The sequence below is a fragment of the Actinoplanes sp. CA-030573 genome, from assembly GCF_050951115.1.
Lineage (GTDB): Bacteria > Actinomycetota > Actinomycetes > Mycobacteriales > Micromonosporaceae > Actinoplanes.
Map to the genome: position 1 here is coordinate 2,551,412 of NZ_CP192038.1, position 15,190 is coordinate 2,566,601.

Here is a 15,190-nt window from a genome sequence, read left to right on the forward strand (position 1 = left end):
CCCGTGCCGGGGCAGACCTATGCTGCCGTTCGTTACGACAGTTTCGCAATCTGCTGCGAAAAGTTTCTGCGCGGGAGGCGTCGAGCATGGACATGGATCATCGGATCGGCGAGGTCGCGCTCACCGTGCTGACCGCGGACGGGCGGCCGCTGGCCGATCAGGTGATCACGGTCGAGCAGCGGCGGCACGACTTCGCCTTCGGCAACATCGGGTTCGATTTCGTACGCCTGGTGGGCGGCCCGGCGGGCGGCGGCGGCCCGGCGGGCGGCGACGTCTTCGGCGGGGCCGGGCGGCTGACGCTGGACGCGCTGGCCGACGCGTTCCTGGGTCTGTTCAACACCGCGACGCTGCCGTTCTACTGGGGCGGCTACGAGCCGGTGCGCGGCCGGACCGACGCGCGGCGGCTCGAGGCCACCGCCCGGTGGCTGGCCGATCGCGGGGTGACGGTCAAGGGGCATCCGCTGGTCTGGCACACGGTGCAGCCGGACTGGCTGCTCGGGCTGGGCCTGGACGAGGTCGAGAAGCTGACCCGGGCCCGGGTGCGGGAGCTGACCAGCGGGTTCGCCGGCCTGATCGACCTGTGGGACGCGATCAACGAGGTGGTGATCATGCCGGTCTTCGCCAACGGGGACAACGCGATCACGCCGCTGGCCCGCGCCCGCGGACGGATCGCGATGGTGCGCCTGGCGTTCGAGGAGGCGCGGGCCGGCAACCCCAAGGCGACGCTGGTCCTCAACGACTTCGACCTCTCCTCGGCGTACGAGATCCTGATCGAAGGAGTCCTCGAGGCGGGCATCGAGATCGACGCGATCGGCCTGCAGACCCACATGCACCAGGGCTACCGGGGCGAGGAGTACATGGCCGCCATGCTCGACCGGTTCGCGCGTTACGGCCTGCCGCTGCACATGACCGAGACGACCCTGCTCTCCGGCCACCTGATGCCGCCCGAGATCGAGGACCTCAACGACTACCAGATCTCGTCCTGGCCGTCGACGCCGGAGGGGGAGGAGCGGCAGGCCGAGGAGATCGTCCGGCACTACCGCTCACTGGTCGGGCACCCGGCCGTCCAGTCGATCAACTACTGGGGCATCACCGACGACGGCGCCTGGCTGGGCGCGCCGGTCGGGCTGCTGCGCTCCGACGGCAGCCGCAAGCCCTCGTACGACGCGCTGGCCGGACTGATCAAGGGCGAGTGGTGGCTGCCGCCGACGCCGATGCGCACCGGCCCCGACGGCACGCTCACCGTGCGCGGCTTCCTCGGCGACTACACCGCGGCCGGGACGGCGTTCGCGATCCACCCCGGCGTCTCCGCGGTCACCGTCACGGCGTCTTGAACTGCTCCGACGGCTTGCCGTCCATGTAGTCGGCCACCGTGTTCCACACCGCCGGGTTGACCACGTCGTGCTTCATGTGGTCGGTGTGCGCCTGCCAGTCCGGGTTGACCAGGTAGCCGGCCACGACGATCGAGGTCGTGCCGACCACCAGCGACGCGGTCTTCTCGGCGTCGGTGGTGCCGGTCTTGCCGAAGACCGGGTGCCCGACCACGCCGCGGGCGGCCTTGGCCGTGCCGGTGCCGGCGCAGCTGCCGAGCTGGGCCTGGTCGCCGACCGGGCAGCGGGCCGCGTCGAGCGCCCTGCGGGCGACCTCCGGGGTGGTCGCCCGGGTGCAGCTCGGCTTGCCGGTCTTGAGCTTCTCGCCGTCGTGCGTGGTGATCTGCTGGATCGGCGTCGGCGTGCAGTACATGCCGTCGGCGGCCAGCGTCGCGTACGCGTTGGCGATGTCGAGCGGGGTCGAGGCCGAGACGCCGAGCGTGAACGCGCCCCAGTCGTGGGCGGCGTTGGTGGCCAGGTCGTTGTCGCGCGGCTCGCGGAACTGCACGCCGAACCGCTTGGCCACGTCGACCACGTGCTCGGCGCCGATCTTCTCCTGCAGCGGCACGAAGTACGTGTTGACCGAGGCGCCGAAGCCGGTCCACATGCTGTACGGGCCCTTCTCCTTGTCGCTGGAGTTGCCGGGGCAGTAGTGGCCGCCGCAGGCCGCCGGCGCCCCCGAGTCCAGGTACAGCGGTGAGACGTACCGCGGCGTGGTGTTGATCGTGAAGTCGAGCCCGACGCCCTGCTCCAGCGCCGCCACCATGGTGAACATCTTGAACACCGAGCCGGCCTGGTAGCCGTGGATGTCCCCGCCGCCGGTGATGATCGGGTTGGTGGTGTTCGGGTAGGTGGCGCGCGCCCCGGCCGCCCGCTTCTTCGGGTCGGACGAGAGCGGGTTCGGGTTCGCGTCGGTGGGCAGCTTGAACTTGCGGTTGGCGGCCAGCGCCATCACCTTGCCGGTACCCGGCTGCACCGCCGCCAGCAGCAGCGCGTTCACCGAGTTGTCGCCGCGCTGCTGGACGATGCGCTTGCGGGCCGACTTCTGGGCGTCGATGTCGAGCGTGGTGACGATCTTGTAGCCGCCGCTCTTGAGCCGCCGCTCCCGCTCGTACGTGTTGTCGCCGAACTCCGTCTGGCTCATCCACCAGCGCTGGAAGTAGTCGCAGAAGAAGCCCCAGTCGTTGTGCGAGACGCTGGTGCAGCCGTTGCCGATCGGCCGCGTGGTGCGCGCGACCTTCACCGCCTTGGCCTTCTTCGCCTGGTCGGCCGTGACGTAGCCGAGCGACAGCATGTCGTTGATGACGTAGTCGCGGCGCTCCTTGGCCCGCGGGTTGCCGTCGGCGGTGGTCGGGTCGAACAGCGAGGTGCCCTTGACCATGCCGGCCAGCAAGGCCGACTGGGCGACGTCGAGGTCCTTGGGCTTCTTGCCGAAGTAGATCTGGCTGGCCGCGTAGATGCCGTACGCGCCGTTGCCGAAGGGCGCGATGTTCAGGTAGCGCTCGAGGATCTGCTGCTTGGTCAGCTGCTTCTCGAGCTCCATCGCGTACTTGATCTCGGCCAGCTTCCGCTCGGTCGTCTTCGCGGTCGCCGCCACGACCTCGGCCGGGCTGCTCGCCGAGTAGGTCATCGACATCCGCACGACCTGCATGGTCAGCGTCGACGCGCCCTGCTGGTCGCCGCCGTTACGGTTGTTCACGAACGCGCGGGCCAGGCCCTTGAAGTCGACGCCGTTGTGCTTGTAGAACTTGTGGTCCTCGGCCGCCACGATCGCGTTCTGCATGTTGACCGAGATCTCCTTCAGCGGTACGTCGCTGCGGTACTCGTCGTACATGACGGCGATCTGGGTCTTGCCGTCGGAGGCGTAGATCCGGGTCAGCTGGGGCGAGGTCTGCTCCTTGAGCTCGCTCGGCAGCGACGCGAAGCCCTCGGAGCTCGCCTTGGCCGCCAGCCCGGAAAGCGCGGCGGCCGGGAACGACGCCGCCGCGACCACCACCCCGGCGAGCAGCCCGCACATCAGCAGCGAGCTCACGTTGGTCAGCGGATGGTGGTCACGGCGGAGGCGGTTGAGGAAGGGCACTCGGCAACGGTAGCGGCAAAGATCAACCGGTGTAGGCCGCGAAGATCTTGCTGAACTCGTACGGCTGCTGCGCGATGTTCGTGCACATGTAAAGGGCCCCTGTGCAGGCGTTCTTGTCGCGTCCCAGCTCCCAGAAGCTGAGCATGCCCAGGTGCTTGCCCTGAGCGAACGACACCAGTTGACGGGCGTCCGTTTGGTCGTAGATGTGACCATCGTCATTCTGCCCGAGCATCGGCGTCACGCCGACCATCTTCCAGACCTGCGCGTCGGAGAAGCCCGGGTAGAGCGATTTCAGCTGGCCGAAGGTGGCGTTCGCCGCGTCGACGGCGAAGGTGCCGTAGTCGCCGCTGCGGTAGTAGTCCATCGCCATCACGTTGACCAGGTCGACGGTGACGCCGGCGTCCCGGGCCGAGCGGACCACGTTCAGCCCGTCGGCGGTCAGGCCCTCGGGCAGCACCGGCAGCGTGAACGACACCCGCAGGCCGGGATTGGCCCGCTGGAGCCCGGCCAGCGCCTGCGAGCGGCGCGCCACCGAGGCCGGGTCGGCGGTCGCGCTGCCCTCGATGTCGAGGTCGATGTAGCGCAGGTTGTAGGCGCTGACCACGGCCTGGTACTCGGCCTGCAGCGCGGCCACGCTGGAGCAGGCCTGCGCGAGCTCGATGCCGGTGGCGCCGCCGAACGAGATCTTCACGTCGCCGCCGCGGGCGCGCACGGCGTCGATCTGGTCCTTGGCCCAGGCCTGGCGCGGGTCGTAGGCGTTGAACCACATGGCCTTGCAGGCGGAGGCGGTGATGAAGGCGAGCGTGACGTTCCGCAGGTTCCCGCTGCTGACCATGGTGGGCAGGCTGGGCGTCGGCCAGGCGCCCATGTCGACGTACGGGGCATGCGGCAGCCCGCCGGTCGGCGGCGGTGGGGTGGGCGGGGTCGTCGGGGGAGTGGTCGGCGGCGTCGTGGGCGGGGTGGCGCCGCCGTCGCAGGCGCCGAGGTCCTCCCAGAGCGAGGCGGCGGCGACCGGGTTCCAGCCGGCGCCGACCGGCGGGGTGTGCGCCACGCGGGCCCGGTAGAGGCGCCCGTTGTAGGTCACCAGCGCGCCGGCGGCGTAGCTGGTGCCCTCGGCCCAGGCCGGCGCCGAGCAGGCGACCATGACCGTCGCGCCGGCGGCGGGCGCGGCGAAGACGGCGGGGGATGTCATGACTCCGGCCGCGACGGTGACCACGCCCGCGGCGAGCGCCACCCAGCGGTGCAAATGCCTCATCGCAACTCCTTCACCAGGGGATTGCATCGAGCCTGATGGATGTCACGAAAAACTTTCAAGACTGTTAGTTATTTTTGCCGCAGGCGCAGCGTCCTGTCCGTCGGGCTGCCCGTCCGGCCCGTACAACGCGGGCAAGGGATGCGACGAGACACCCGGCCGGCGGCGTTCCCGACGATCACGCGCCCACCTGCGCGATCGTGGCCCTTCCGTTCACCACCCGCAGCCAGGCCGCGACCTCGCCGGAGGAGATGGGGATGTGCGGACCGGCGCGTTTGCTCCCGCCCGGTGATGAGTTCTCGCGTCCCCGGCCGTCATATCTGCATCGGGACACGATGAGACGGAAGGATTGACGTGATGAGTGTGGACACGCGGCTGGAAGGGCGGGGCGTGGGCGGTCTGGGTGAGGTCGACGAGCCGGCGTTCTCGGGGCTGGCCGAGCGGCACCGGCGGGAGCTGCACGTGCACTGCTACCGGATGCTCGGGTCGTTCGAGGACGCCGAGGACACCGTGCAGGAGACGTTCCTGCGGGCCTGGCGGCGGCGGGAGACCTTCGAGGGGCGGTCGACGTTCCGGGCCTGGCTGTACCGGATCGCCACCAACGCCTGCCTCGACCTGCTCGCCCGGTGCCGTCCGGAGCCGGCGACCGGCGGGGAGGTGCGCTGGCTGCAGCCCTACCCGGACCGGCTGCTCGACGAGCTGCCCGCGGGCGAGGCGGACGAGCCGGAGACGGTGGCCGTCGCGCGGGAGACGGTCGAGCTGGCGTACCTGGTCGCGGTCCAGCACCTGGCGCCGCGCCCGCGGGCCGTGCTGATCCTGCGGGACGTGCTCGGCTGGCCGGCCAAGGACGTCGCCGAGCTGCTCGGTGACTCGGTCAACTCGGTGAACAGCGCGCTGCAGCGGGCGCGCGCCGGCATGCGGGAGCATCTGCCGGCCGAGCGGCAGGACTGGACCGGCGGCGAGGAGGACGCCGGTACGCGCGAGCTCGTGCGCCGGTTCACCGAGGCGAGCGTGGCCGCCGACGTCGACGCGCTGGCGGCGATGCTGCGGGACGACGTCCGCTTCTCGATGCCGCCCACGCCCGGCCTGCACGTCGGCCGGGACGCGGTGGTGCACAACTGGGTCGACGACGGCTTCGCGGGCATGACGGGCCTGCGCGCCCTGCCCACCTCGGTCAACCGGCAGCCCGCCGTCGCCTTCTATCAGCGGCAGGACGGAACGACGACATACCGGCCGCTGACCCTCGACGTCCTGCGGATCAGCGGGGGTGCGATCACCGAGGTCTTCACCTTCCACGCCGACCGGTTCGCGCGGCTCGGGCTCCCGGAAGAGCTGCCGGCATGAACGACACCGTGACCCTCGCCCCGGCCGGCCGTGCTCGTCGATTCCGCCGGCTCGCCGGCGCCGGCCTCGCCGCCACGCTCGCGGCGATTGCGGCCACCACCCTCGCCGCCGCGCTGGCCCGGGCCGCTGGGGCCGACTTCGAGCTTCCGGACGGCGGCGAGACGATCCCGTTGCCCGGTTTCGCCGCGATGACCGGCGTCTTCGCGATCGTCGGCGTCGTCATCGCCGCGGCTCTTCTCCGCTGGAGCGCGCGGCCCGCCCGGCGGTTCGTGCAGACGGCGGTGCCGCTCACCGCGGTCTCGCTCGTCGCGCCCTTCCTCAGCGGCGGGAACGCGGCGACCGTCGCCGCGCTGCTCGGGCTGCACCTGGTCGCCGCGGCGGTGATGATCCCGGCGCTGGCGCGGAGCCTGCGCGCCGCGACGGTCAGGGCCGGAAACTGAGGCGGTACTCGGTGGGTGTGCGGCCGGTCAGCTCGAGAAACGCCGCGTTGAACGCCGACAGGGAGCCGTAGCCGACGCTGAACGCGATCGCGGTGATCGGCAGGTCCTCGTCGGCCAGCTTCTCGACCGCCGCGAGGATCCGCATCCGGCGCAGCACCGCCCGCCAGGTCATGCCGGTCTCGTCGGCGAACCGCCGGGCCAGCGAGCGCGGCGCCAGGCCCACCTCGCCGGCGATGTCGGAGAACCGGGCCTGGCCGCCGAGCCGCTGCTCGGTCAGCCGCAGCGCCTTGCGCAGCTCCGGCGAGCGGCCGGCCGGCACCACGACCGGGCTCGGCTGTTCGGCCAGCCGCCAGCAGACCGCCGCGAGCGCGGCGAACAGCGTCTCGGCGTACGGGGAAAGGGGTTCCTCGCTCGGACCCCAGCCGCCGCACTCGGTGAGCAGGGCGCCGGCCAGCCGGTTGAGGTCGAAGACCGTCAGCGGCGCCGGCGGTGCCGGTACGAAGCCGGTGCCGAACAGAACCGACGCGGTGGTGACCGGCTGCGGGATGCTCACCCGGATCGGCCGACCGGCCTCGATGAGGGCCGCCCGGGCCGGCGGCAGCAGCCAGGTCTGCCCTTGCGCCTCGAGCCGCAGCACACCGGCCGAGGCGCAGAGCAGGTAGTGGCGGTCGACGCAGAGCTCACGCTCGGGCTCGGCGGGGAACGTACGCACGAAGCTGTACGCCGGGCGGGTCATCGACGCTCTCGCACCTGCCGATCGTAGGCGCCGGTGTCAGCGCACGGTCTCCGCCGGCTCGGCCCGGAACCGCCGGCTCACCGGCGCATCCACCATGAGCGGGCGGAGCACCTCCCCGGAGCGGGCGAACGAGGGCGAGCCGAGGTATCCGGCGAACGACTCCTCGTCCTGCCATTCGTGCACCAGGGTGACCCGGGTGTCGTCCTCCCGGTCGGCGTAGACCCGGAAGGCGATGTTGCCGGGCATGTCCCGCACCTGCTCGCGTTCGCGGTCGAGCTGGGCGAGCGCAGCCGGGCGGTCGGCGGCGGAGGTGCTGAAGTCCAGGATGGCGATGAACATGGGGGTTCTCCTCGGATCGGGCGGCAACGGCCGCGTGGTCACCGGTCGATCCTCACGCGGCGGTGGGCGGGCGTGCCGCCGCCGGCCGGACAGCTTCGCGCTGCCAGCGGACAAGAATTTCGGGGCGGCCGGCGCACCGCCGGGTATCAGCCGGGCAGGGAGTGTGCGATCGGATGGCGGGGCTCGTACAGGCCGAGCTCGCCACCGCCGGGAAGCCGGATGCCGGTCAGCACGCCCCAGCCGCGGTCGCTGGGCGGTCGGGTGAACTCGACCCCGCGCTCGCCGAGCTCGGCCATGGTCGCGGCCAGGTCGTCGCACATCAGGTAGAACTCCTGCGCCGGCGGCCCGTCGGCCGGATGCACGGCCAGTTCCCCGGGCGGCGTCTTGAAGATCAGCCAGCCGCCGCCGGCGTCGACGTGCGGGTACCCCAGCACCTCGCGGAAGAAGGCCCGGTCCGCCTCGGCGTCGCGGCTGTAGAGGATCACGTGGCCACCGTTGATCACGCCTCAAGGGTAGGTTAGCCCGCCGCGCGGCGGGGTACGCGCCGCCCGTTATCGGGGGATAAGGGGCATACGCGATGCGGGCAGCGGTCAAGACGGCGGACGGGACGTTCGCCCTCGAGGAGCTCGGCACGCCGGACCTGCCGGGGCCGGACTGGGTGCGCGTCCGGGTCCGGGCGGCGGGGGTCTGCGGGACGGATCTGCGCCACTGGAAGGTCGCCGACCCCGAGGTCGAGGGGCACGTCGTGGGCCACGAGGTCGCGGGCGAGGTGGCCGAGGCCGGTCCGGCGGTGACCGACCTGGCGCCGGGCGACCGGGTCGTCGTGGAGACCGTGATGGGCGACGGCGCCTGCCCCTGGTGCCGGGTCCGCCGGTACAACCTCTGCCCGCATCTGTACGACGTCCGGACCGGCAGCGTCTCCCGGGCCTACGCCGAGTTCCTGGTCGCTCCCCGGTCGAAGCTCTACCGGCTGCCCGGCCACGTCAGCTTCGAGGAGGCGGCGCTGGTCGACACGCTCTCGGTGTGCCTGCACGCGCAGCACCTGAGCCCGCTGTCGATCGGCGACCGGGTCGCCGTGATCGGCGCCGGTCCGATCGGGCTCGGTCAGCTCATGCTGGCCAAGGCCGCCGGCGCCGAGGTGATCGTCAGTGACGTGGTGGAGTCGTCCCGGCGGATGGCTCGCGAGCTGGGTGCGGACGAGGTCGTCGACGGCGCCGCCGAGGACGTGACGGCCCGGGTCATGGCGTTCACCGGCGGCCGCGGCGCCGACGTCGCCTTCGAGTGCGCGGGCGGCCCCTCGATGCCGGTGACGCTGCCGCAGGCGACGAAGGTGGTCCGGCGCGGCGGCGCGGTCGTCGTGGTCGGCGGGTTCGACCCCGGCGAGACGGCGATCGGGCTGGAGTGGGAGCGGATCCAGAAGTCCGAGATCCGCATCCTGCCCAGCGCCAGCTTCGCGGTCTGGGACCTCGACCCCGAGGAGGGCCGGGTGGTCGACCTGCTGGCCCGCGGCCGGCTCGACGCCGGGCGCCTGGTGACCCACCGCTTCCCGCTGGAGCGGATCAACGAGGCGTTCGAGACCGCCGCCGACAAGGAGAGCACCGGAGCCGTCTTCGTGGCGATAACCGTCTGATCAGATCTCCTGCCGGTGCGGGCGGATCTTGACGTCGATGACGTCGCAGCGCTGGGGCTGGGTGACGACGTAGAGCACGCAGGCGGCGATGTCCTCGGCCCGCAACATGGCCATCCGGTCGATCTGCTCGCGCTGCTCCTCGGGCGGGAACTGGGCCTGCATGTCGGTGCCGACGGCGCCGGGCTCGATCAGGCTGACCTTGATGCCGAGCTCGTTGACCTCCTTGCGCAGGGCCTCGGCGAAGCCCTGGATGCCGCCCTTGGTCGCGACGTAGATCGAGCTGCCCTTCTCCCGTACGTCGGCGCTCATCGAACCGACGAAGACCAGGTGCCCGCCGCCGCGGCTCTTCATCCGCTCGATCGCCTCGTGGCTGACGGCCAGGTAGGCGAGCAGGTTGGTCCGCACCACGTACTCCCACTCCTCGTACGGCGTGTCCACGATGGACCCGGCGCCGAGGGCCGCGTTGCTGACGACGATGTCGAGGCGGCCGAGCCGCGCGTCGGTCTCGGCGAAGATCCGGCGGACGTCCTCCGGCCGGGCCAGGTCGCCGCGCAGCGCGAGCACCTGCCCGCCCTCGCGCCGGATGTCCTCGGCGGCGTCGTCCAGCTCCCGCTCGTGCCGTCCGACGATCGCCACCCGGGCGCCGGCCGAGGCCAGCGCGCGGGCGGTCGCCCGGCCGATGCCGGTGCTGCCCCCGGTGACGAGGACGGTCTTGCCCGCCACCGGCTCCGGCTCCGGCACGATCGCCGCGCCGGCTTCCTGTTCCATGGTCCGACCGCTGATGGTCATCGGCTTGCCCCGGTTCCGCTCGGTTCCCAGTGGATGGTCGCGGTCTGATCGCCGCGCAGCTCGTACTCGCAATGGCCCTCCGGCGTCGGATGCCCGGGCAGCTCCACCGCGGGGGTGACGGTGACGGTGACGTCCGGCAACGGATCCGGCCCGTCCGGCATGATCCGCAGCCGGCAGGCGAAGCGCGGGTCGCCGACGACCCGGAGGGTGGCCTCGCGCTCCCCGGTCACCGTCAGATCGCCGATGGGATAGTCGACGAAGACGATGAAGCCCGCGCCCTCGATCCGGCGGTACTGCCGGGGGAGGAACGCGAAGGCCGCGCCGGCGCCGTAGACCTCCTGGCCGACCTGCCCGGCCTGCTCCCAGCCCTCGTACAGGTCCTCGAGCGGGATCCACAGCTCACGGTCGATGGATCCGGTCCTCGGCTTGTCGCTGACGGCCTCGGGCGGCAGGTTCTGCGGGTAGTAGAAGGCGGCCCGCTCGATCAGCCCGCGGCGGAACTCGGGCAGCAGGACGGTCAGCCACGTCGGCAGCTCGCCGCCGGCCAGCCGCAGGTAGTACTCGACCGCGCTGAACGCCTCGATCGCCTCGAGAACGGCGATGTAGGGCGCGCCCCGCAGCGGGAACATGGCCAGGAAGGTGGGGTAGCTCGACGCGTACCCGTAGTCGCACTCCCACAGCCAGGTGTTGTTGAAGGCGCTGGCCATCGCCACGTACGTCATGCGGCGGAACCGGTCCTCGCCGGTGAGCTCGGCCAGCCGCAGCAGCGCGGCGGCGCCGAACAGCGTGACGTTGGCCTGGTAGAACATCTTCATGCCGAGGCCCGTCAGCCTCTCGGCGGCGGCCCTGGCCTCGGCGACGAAGCGGTCCTCGCCGGTGAGCTCGTGCGCCTCCAGCATGACGTGCGCGAACAGGGCGGCGACGTCGCTCTCGCCCGGCTCGCCGTCGCCCGACCGCGACACCTCGACGTCGAGCGTGTAGAGGTTGTAGAGCACCGGCCAGCGGTAGTCGAAACGATGCGCCACCGCGATCGCGTAGTCGAGCGAGTCCACGAACAGGGCGCGCGCCGACTCGTCGCCGTGCCGGGCCAGGCGGGCCAGGTTCAGCATCGCGTGGTAGAGGTACCAGGAATCCATCGTGCCCGGCTTCTTGTGCGGCTCCGAGCCGTCCAGCCGGTCCTTCTCGCTGATCAGCCAGCGGCCGAAGACGCCGGCCTTCCGGTCGAAGAACCCGGGCAGGCCGTCCCGCAGCTCGCGAGCCAGCGGGATGTCGTCGCCACGCCATGCGGCGTACTCCAGCAGTGGCAGGAGAACGGCGAGCTGCACCATGCTCTCCGGCGGGGTCTCGCGGTCCTCCACGTACGCGTTGAGGAACCGGCTCCCCTCGACCACCTCGCTGCACTTCGGCGACTCGGCCAGGTCCCGCAGCGCCTTCTCGGCGATGTCCGGCCAGTGCACGTAGGCGTGCGGCCGGCGCGGCAGGACCACCAGGATCCGCGCCATCGACTCGAGGAACTGCTCCGCCATCGCCGTGTCGTCCTCGGGCACGTCCGGGAAGAGGGCCAGGTACGCGTCGGAGAGCACGGTCTCGCGACCGGGCGCGATGTACCGGTCGGCCGATCCGGGCAGCGCGAAGCCCATCTCCGGCCAGGAGCCACCCACGACGTCGGCCAGCGATGTGTGGGTCTGCTCCGCGTAGTCGTTGAGGGCGGTGAGGTTCTGGAAGTAGAACACCGTGCCGGTGAAGGGCCTGGTGACGCTGAAGTGGACGCATCCGGTGCGCAGCCCCTCCTGCTGGGCGTAGAGCCGCCCGGTGGGGCCGTCGCCGAGGGGGATGAGATCTCGCGGCCAGTACGGCATGGTGAGCGGCTCGCGCGGGGTCAGCGCCGTGGTGACGTGCAGCAGGGGGGCGTCCGGATCGGGAAGATCGATCTCGGTACGGAAGACGCCGATCGCCGAGTCGATCCGCAGGCGCGCGCCGGTGTCGGCCGGTTCCACCTCCTCGACGCTCAGCTCGCCGACCGGGCAGTAGGCGGCCCGCAGCGCCACCCCCGCGCCGTTCGGCAGGCAGGCGATGACCCAGACCGACTCGTGGCTGGTCACCAGCGAGAACCGGACATCGTGGGACGAGGCCGTCCAGCGGGCGTCCGGCGTCCCGGCGTCGTCGCCAGCCGTCGGGAACATCCACGGCGAGGACGCCTCGGCGATCAGCTCCTGGAACCACATGCGTGGCGGCTACCCCTTGCCGCGCCGACCAAACCCCTCAGATGACCGATAGGGATCAGCGCGGGCTGATCGCCTGGCCCACCTCGGTACGGGAGCTGACGCCCAATTTCCGCAGAATGTTGGAGACATGGATGGCGGCCGTCTTCGGCGAGATGTAGAGCCGGCGGGCCAGCTCGGCGTTGGTGAGACCGTCACTGATCAGCACCGCCACCTCCCGCTCGCGCGGCGTGAGCGCGGCCGGGCCGGTGACCGCGTCCTCCGTGCCGGCCGGGGCCAGGCCCAGCTGGGCGCGCACCTGGTCGAGCTGGGCGACGCGCCAGCCCCGCCAGCGGGCGAGCAGGCGGGCGGCGGCCTCGACCTGGGTGGCGGCTTCCGCGCGGCGGTCGGCCGACAGCAGGCAGCGGGCGGCTCCGACGCGTACGGTGCCGCGGATCGCCGGCCCCAGGATGTGGGCCTCCACGATGGACAGATAGCCGGTCAGCGCCTCGGCGTGCCGGCCGTGCGCCTCCGCCACCTGCGCGTCCACCAGCGTGCGGAACGCGTCCCAGACGTCGGCGTCGAGCAGCGTGGCCGCCATCCGGTGCAGCCGCGGCGCGGGCAGGCCGAGCTCGAGCGCCGCCGAGATCAGATCGTGCGCCTGCTCGCCGCTGCGCCAGGCCAGCCCGGCCAGCTCGGTCATCAGCCGCTCCAGCGCCGCCTCGGCCCGCGGGAGGTCGTGCCGCCGGCAGGCGAGGTGGAACTCGAGGCCGGAGACGGTGTTGGGCGGATTGTTGGGCAGCGCCGACAGGTCGGCGATCAGCCGCTCGACCCGCTCCAGCTCGCCGGCCTCCAGGTACAGCCCGGCCAGGAAGATGCCGTGGTAGTCGGCCCACCGGCCCCGGCGCTGGTAGCCCCGGTCCTGGGCGCGACCCTCCTCGAGGTCGGCGATCGCGCCCGTGAGGTCGCCGGCCCGCAGCGCCAGCCGGGCCCGGCCCTGGAAGTAGGTGGCCACGGCGAGCGACTCGAACCCGGCGCGCTCGGCGTCGACCCGCATCCGCTCGAGGATCTCGGCGTGCTCGATCGGCGAGGCCGGCGGCTCGCCGTTCACCAGGTGGTTGAGCGCGCGGGCGGCCAGCACCCACTCGCCCGCCTTCTCGGCCTCGTCGACCAGCGCGGAGAGCAGCACCCGCCCCTCCTCCGCCGTCTGCGCGCGGTCGGTGAGCGCCGAGCCCTTCTCCAGCAACGCGGCCAGCCGTACGGCCGGCAGGTCGAGCTCCTCGGCGAGCGCGAGCGCCCGCTCCGACCAGAGCAGCGCGGCGTCGACGTCGTCGCGCAGGTACGCCGACTGCGCGATCGCGGTCATCGCCCGGGCCTGGTCCGCGCCCGGCGGCAGCTCCGCGATCAGCGTCTCGATCTCCTGGGTCAGCGCCCGCATCTCGTCGGTGACCCGGGACTCCCACGCGATCCGCACCAGCAGGTAGAGCGACTCGGCCCGGTCGGTGGTGGAGGCGGCCCGGTCGCGCCAGTCGCGGCCGTAGCGCAGGGCGTCGTCGAGCAGGCCGGCCAGCCACGCCGAGCGGGCCGCGGCGGCGAGCAGATCGGGGTCGTCGGGCACCTCGTCGAGGCCCATCTCGGCCAGCTGAAGGGCCTGGTAGGCGGAGCCGATCGAGAGGTAGAGCGCCGCGCCGCGCCGGGCCGCGGCGATCATGTCGTCGTACCGGCCGGCGCCCCGGGCGTGGTGCGCCACCATGGCCGGGTCGGCCTCCTTCGACAGCAGGGCCTCGAGCGCGGCCTCGTGCAGCCGGCGGCGCTGCCGGGCCAGCATCTGGTCGGCGATCGCCTCGCGGACCAGCGCGTGCCGGAACGCGAACTCGTCCTCGCCGGTCTCGACCAGCACGCCCCGGGCGACCAGGTCGCGCAGCACGGCGATCAGCCCGTCCTCGGTCGCCCCGGTCACGTCGGCGAGCAGGTCGAACGGGATGCGCTGGCCGAGCACGGCGGCCGCCTCGACGACCCGATGGCTGACCGGGTCGAGGTCTTCCACCTGGCGGCGCAGCACGTCGGCCAGGCTCCACGGCAGCGGCCGCTCGACCAGCGCCTCGACGTCGTTGCCGGGCAGCTCGCGCAGCAGCTCCTCGAGGAAGAACGGGTTGCCGCCGGTGCGCTGGTGCAGGGCGGTGACGGCCCGCAGCGGGGCCGGCGCGCCGGTGGCGGCGGCGAGCATGGCGGCGGTCTGCGCGGGGGTGAGGCGATCCAGCCGTACGTGGGTGACGGCGTGCCGGCGTTCCAGCCGCGCCAGCAGGCCGGCCACCGGCTGGCGGCGGGTCACCTCGTCCGGCCGGTAGGTCCCGATGAGCAGCCGCGGCCCGCGCTGGTCGGCGATCCGCTCGAACAGCGCCGCGCTCTCCGAGTCGGCCCAGTGCAGGTCCTCGAAGGCGATGACGGCCGGGGCGTCGCCGATCAGGTCGGTCAGGATGGCCAGGCCGGTGTGCAGCCGCTCGACCGGGCTGCGCCGGGGATCGGCCAGGGCGGCCAGCTGCTCCTCGTCGACCTCGGGACGGCCGTCGATGGCGTCCAGGAGCACCTCGTACGGCCGGGCCAGCGAACCCGGCTCGGCCTGGCCGACCAGCACGACGGTCTCGGCCGGCAGGGTGCTCAGCAGCTCGCGCACGAGCCGGGTCTTGCCGATGCCGGGCTCGCCCGCGATGATCGCGACGGCCGGCTCACGCGACGAAGCGAGCCGCGCCAGCCGGCGCAGCTCGCTCTCTCGCCCGATCATCACCGGGCTGGCACCGCCGCGGAGGGTTCGCACGACGCCAGGGTACCGGTGGGACGTCCGCGGACGGCCGGCGAGCGGCGGGCCCGGCGGGCCCAGCGGGCGCTTCGCAGCACGTGCGCCCGCTCGGACTCGGCGACCAGCTCGCGGTGCCGCTCGTTGACGAGGGTGAGCATCAGGTCGGGGTGCATCAACATGGCGTTTCTCCTTGTCGGCCGGTGATGAGTCAA

13 protein-coding genes are annotated in these 15,190 nt (G+C 72.4%); 4 read left to right on the forward strand and 9 right to left on the reverse strand.

Annotated elements, in window-relative coordinates:
• Positions 1 to 86: 86 nt before the first annotated feature.
• A complete protein-coding gene (locus tag ACQP2F_RS11900; RefSeq protein ID WP_433303401.1) occupies positions 87 to 1,334 on the forward strand; it encodes an endo-1,4-beta-xylanase in 1,248 nt (415 codons plus the stop codon).
• On the opposite strand, the gene ACQP2F_RS11905 is transcribed toward ACQP2F_RS11900, so the two are convergent.
• Both ACQP2F_RS11905 and ACQP2F_RS11910 read right to left on the reverse strand, forming a co-directional pair.
• Positions 1,321 to 3,387, reverse strand: coding sequence for a transglycosylase domain-containing protein (locus ACQP2F_RS11905; protein WP_433307457.1), 2,067 nt, complete (start codon positions 3,385 to 3,387; stop codon positions 1,321 to 1,323). The genes ACQP2F_RS11900 and ACQP2F_RS11905 overlap by 14 nt on opposite strands.
• Positions 3,388 to 3,472: 85 nt before the next feature.
• Positions 3,473 to 4,705 (reverse strand): carbohydrate-binding protein, encoded by a 1,233-nt coding sequence (locus tag ACQP2F_RS11910; protein WP_433303403.1) that lies wholly within the window; start codon positions 4,703 to 4,705, stop codon positions 3,473 to 3,475.
• Between the two features lie 351 nt (positions 4,706 to 5,056).
• Here ACQP2F_RS11910 and ACQP2F_RS11915 point away from each other — a divergent pair, with 351 nt between their 5' ends.
• Together ACQP2F_RS11915 and ACQP2F_RS11920 are read left to right on the forward strand one after the other, a co-directional pair.
• Positions 5,057 to 6,046 carry an RNA polymerase subunit sigma-70 gene (locus ACQP2F_RS11915; RefSeq protein WP_433303405.1) on the forward strand — a complete coding sequence of 330 codons (990 nt, stop codon included), beginning with the start codon at positions 5,057 to 5,059 and terminating at the stop codon, positions 6,044 to 6,046.
• Positions 6,043 to 6,486, forward strand: coding sequence for a DUF6069 family protein (locus tag ACQP2F_RS11920; protein WP_433303407.1), 444 nt, complete (start codon positions 6,043 to 6,045; stop codon positions 6,484 to 6,486). Before ACQP2F_RS11915 ends, ACQP2F_RS11920 begins: the two co-directional genes overlap by 4 nt.
• Here ACQP2F_RS11920 and ACQP2F_RS11925 read toward each other — a convergent pair.
• The 3 genes from ACQP2F_RS11925 to ACQP2F_RS11935 all read right to left on the reverse strand — a co-directional run bounded on the left by ACQP2F_RS11925 (position 6,470) and on the right by ACQP2F_RS11935 (position 8,064).
• The gene (locus ACQP2F_RS11925; RefSeq protein WP_433303409.1) at positions 6,470 to 7,222 is read right to left on the reverse strand and encodes a helix-turn-helix domain-containing protein; all 753 of its coding nucleotides are present in this window, start codon (positions 7,220 to 7,222) and stop codon (positions 6,470 to 6,472) included. The two genes, ACQP2F_RS11920 and ACQP2F_RS11925, sit on opposite strands and share 17 nt — an antisense overlap.
• A gap of 36 nt (positions 7,223 to 7,258) precedes the next feature.
• Positions 7,259 to 7,561: a putative quinol monooxygenase gene (locus ACQP2F_RS11930; protein WP_433303411.1), complete on the reverse strand. Its 303-nt coding sequence runs from the start codon at positions 7,559 to 7,561 to the stop codon at positions 7,259 to 7,261.
• A gap of 146 nt (positions 7,562 to 7,707) precedes the next feature.
• Positions 7,708 to 8,064: a VOC family protein gene (locus ACQP2F_RS11935; RefSeq protein ID WP_433303413.1), complete on the reverse strand. Its 357-nt coding sequence runs from the start codon at positions 8,062 to 8,064 to the stop codon at positions 7,708 to 7,710.
• Between the two features lie 74 nt (positions 8,065 to 8,138).
• Between ACQP2F_RS11935 and ACQP2F_RS11940 the strand changes: the two genes are divergently transcribed.
• Positions 8,139 to 9,191 (forward strand): zinc-dependent alcohol dehydrogenase, encoded by a 1,053-nt coding sequence (locus ACQP2F_RS11940; protein ID WP_433303415.1) that lies wholly within the window; start codon positions 8,139 to 8,141, stop codon positions 9,189 to 9,191.
• On the opposite strand, the gene ACQP2F_RS11945 is transcribed toward ACQP2F_RS11940, so the two are convergent.
• Genes ACQP2F_RS11945 through ACQP2F_RS11960 form a run of 4 tightly spaced genes read right to left on the reverse strand, consistent with a single transcriptional unit; the run spans position 9,192 to position 15,157 of the window.
• Positions 9,192 to 9,959, reverse strand: coding sequence for an SDR family oxidoreductase (locus ACQP2F_RS11945; protein ID WP_433303416.1), 768 nt, complete (start codon positions 9,957 to 9,959; stop codon positions 9,192 to 9,194).
• 17 nt (positions 9,960 to 9,976) lie between these two features.
• Entirely contained in the window at positions 9,977 to 12,205 is a 2,229-nt protein-coding gene (locus ACQP2F_RS11950; RefSeq protein WP_433303418.1) for a hypothetical protein, read from the reverse strand.
• Between the two features lie 55 nt (positions 12,206 to 12,260).
• On the reverse strand, positions 12,261 to 14,996 hold the full coding sequence (locus ACQP2F_RS11955) for an AAA family ATPase (RefSeq protein WP_433303420.1): 2,736 nt from the start codon (positions 14,994 to 14,996) through the stop codon (positions 12,261 to 12,263).
• Positions 14,963 to 15,157, reverse strand: a complete 195-nt coding sequence (locus ACQP2F_RS11960) for a hypothetical protein (RefSeq protein WP_433303422.1) — start codon at positions 15,155 to 15,157, stop codon at positions 14,963 to 14,965. Before ACQP2F_RS11960 ends, ACQP2F_RS11955 begins: the two co-directional genes overlap by 34 nt.
• Positions 15,158 to 15,190 lie beyond the last annotated feature (33 nt).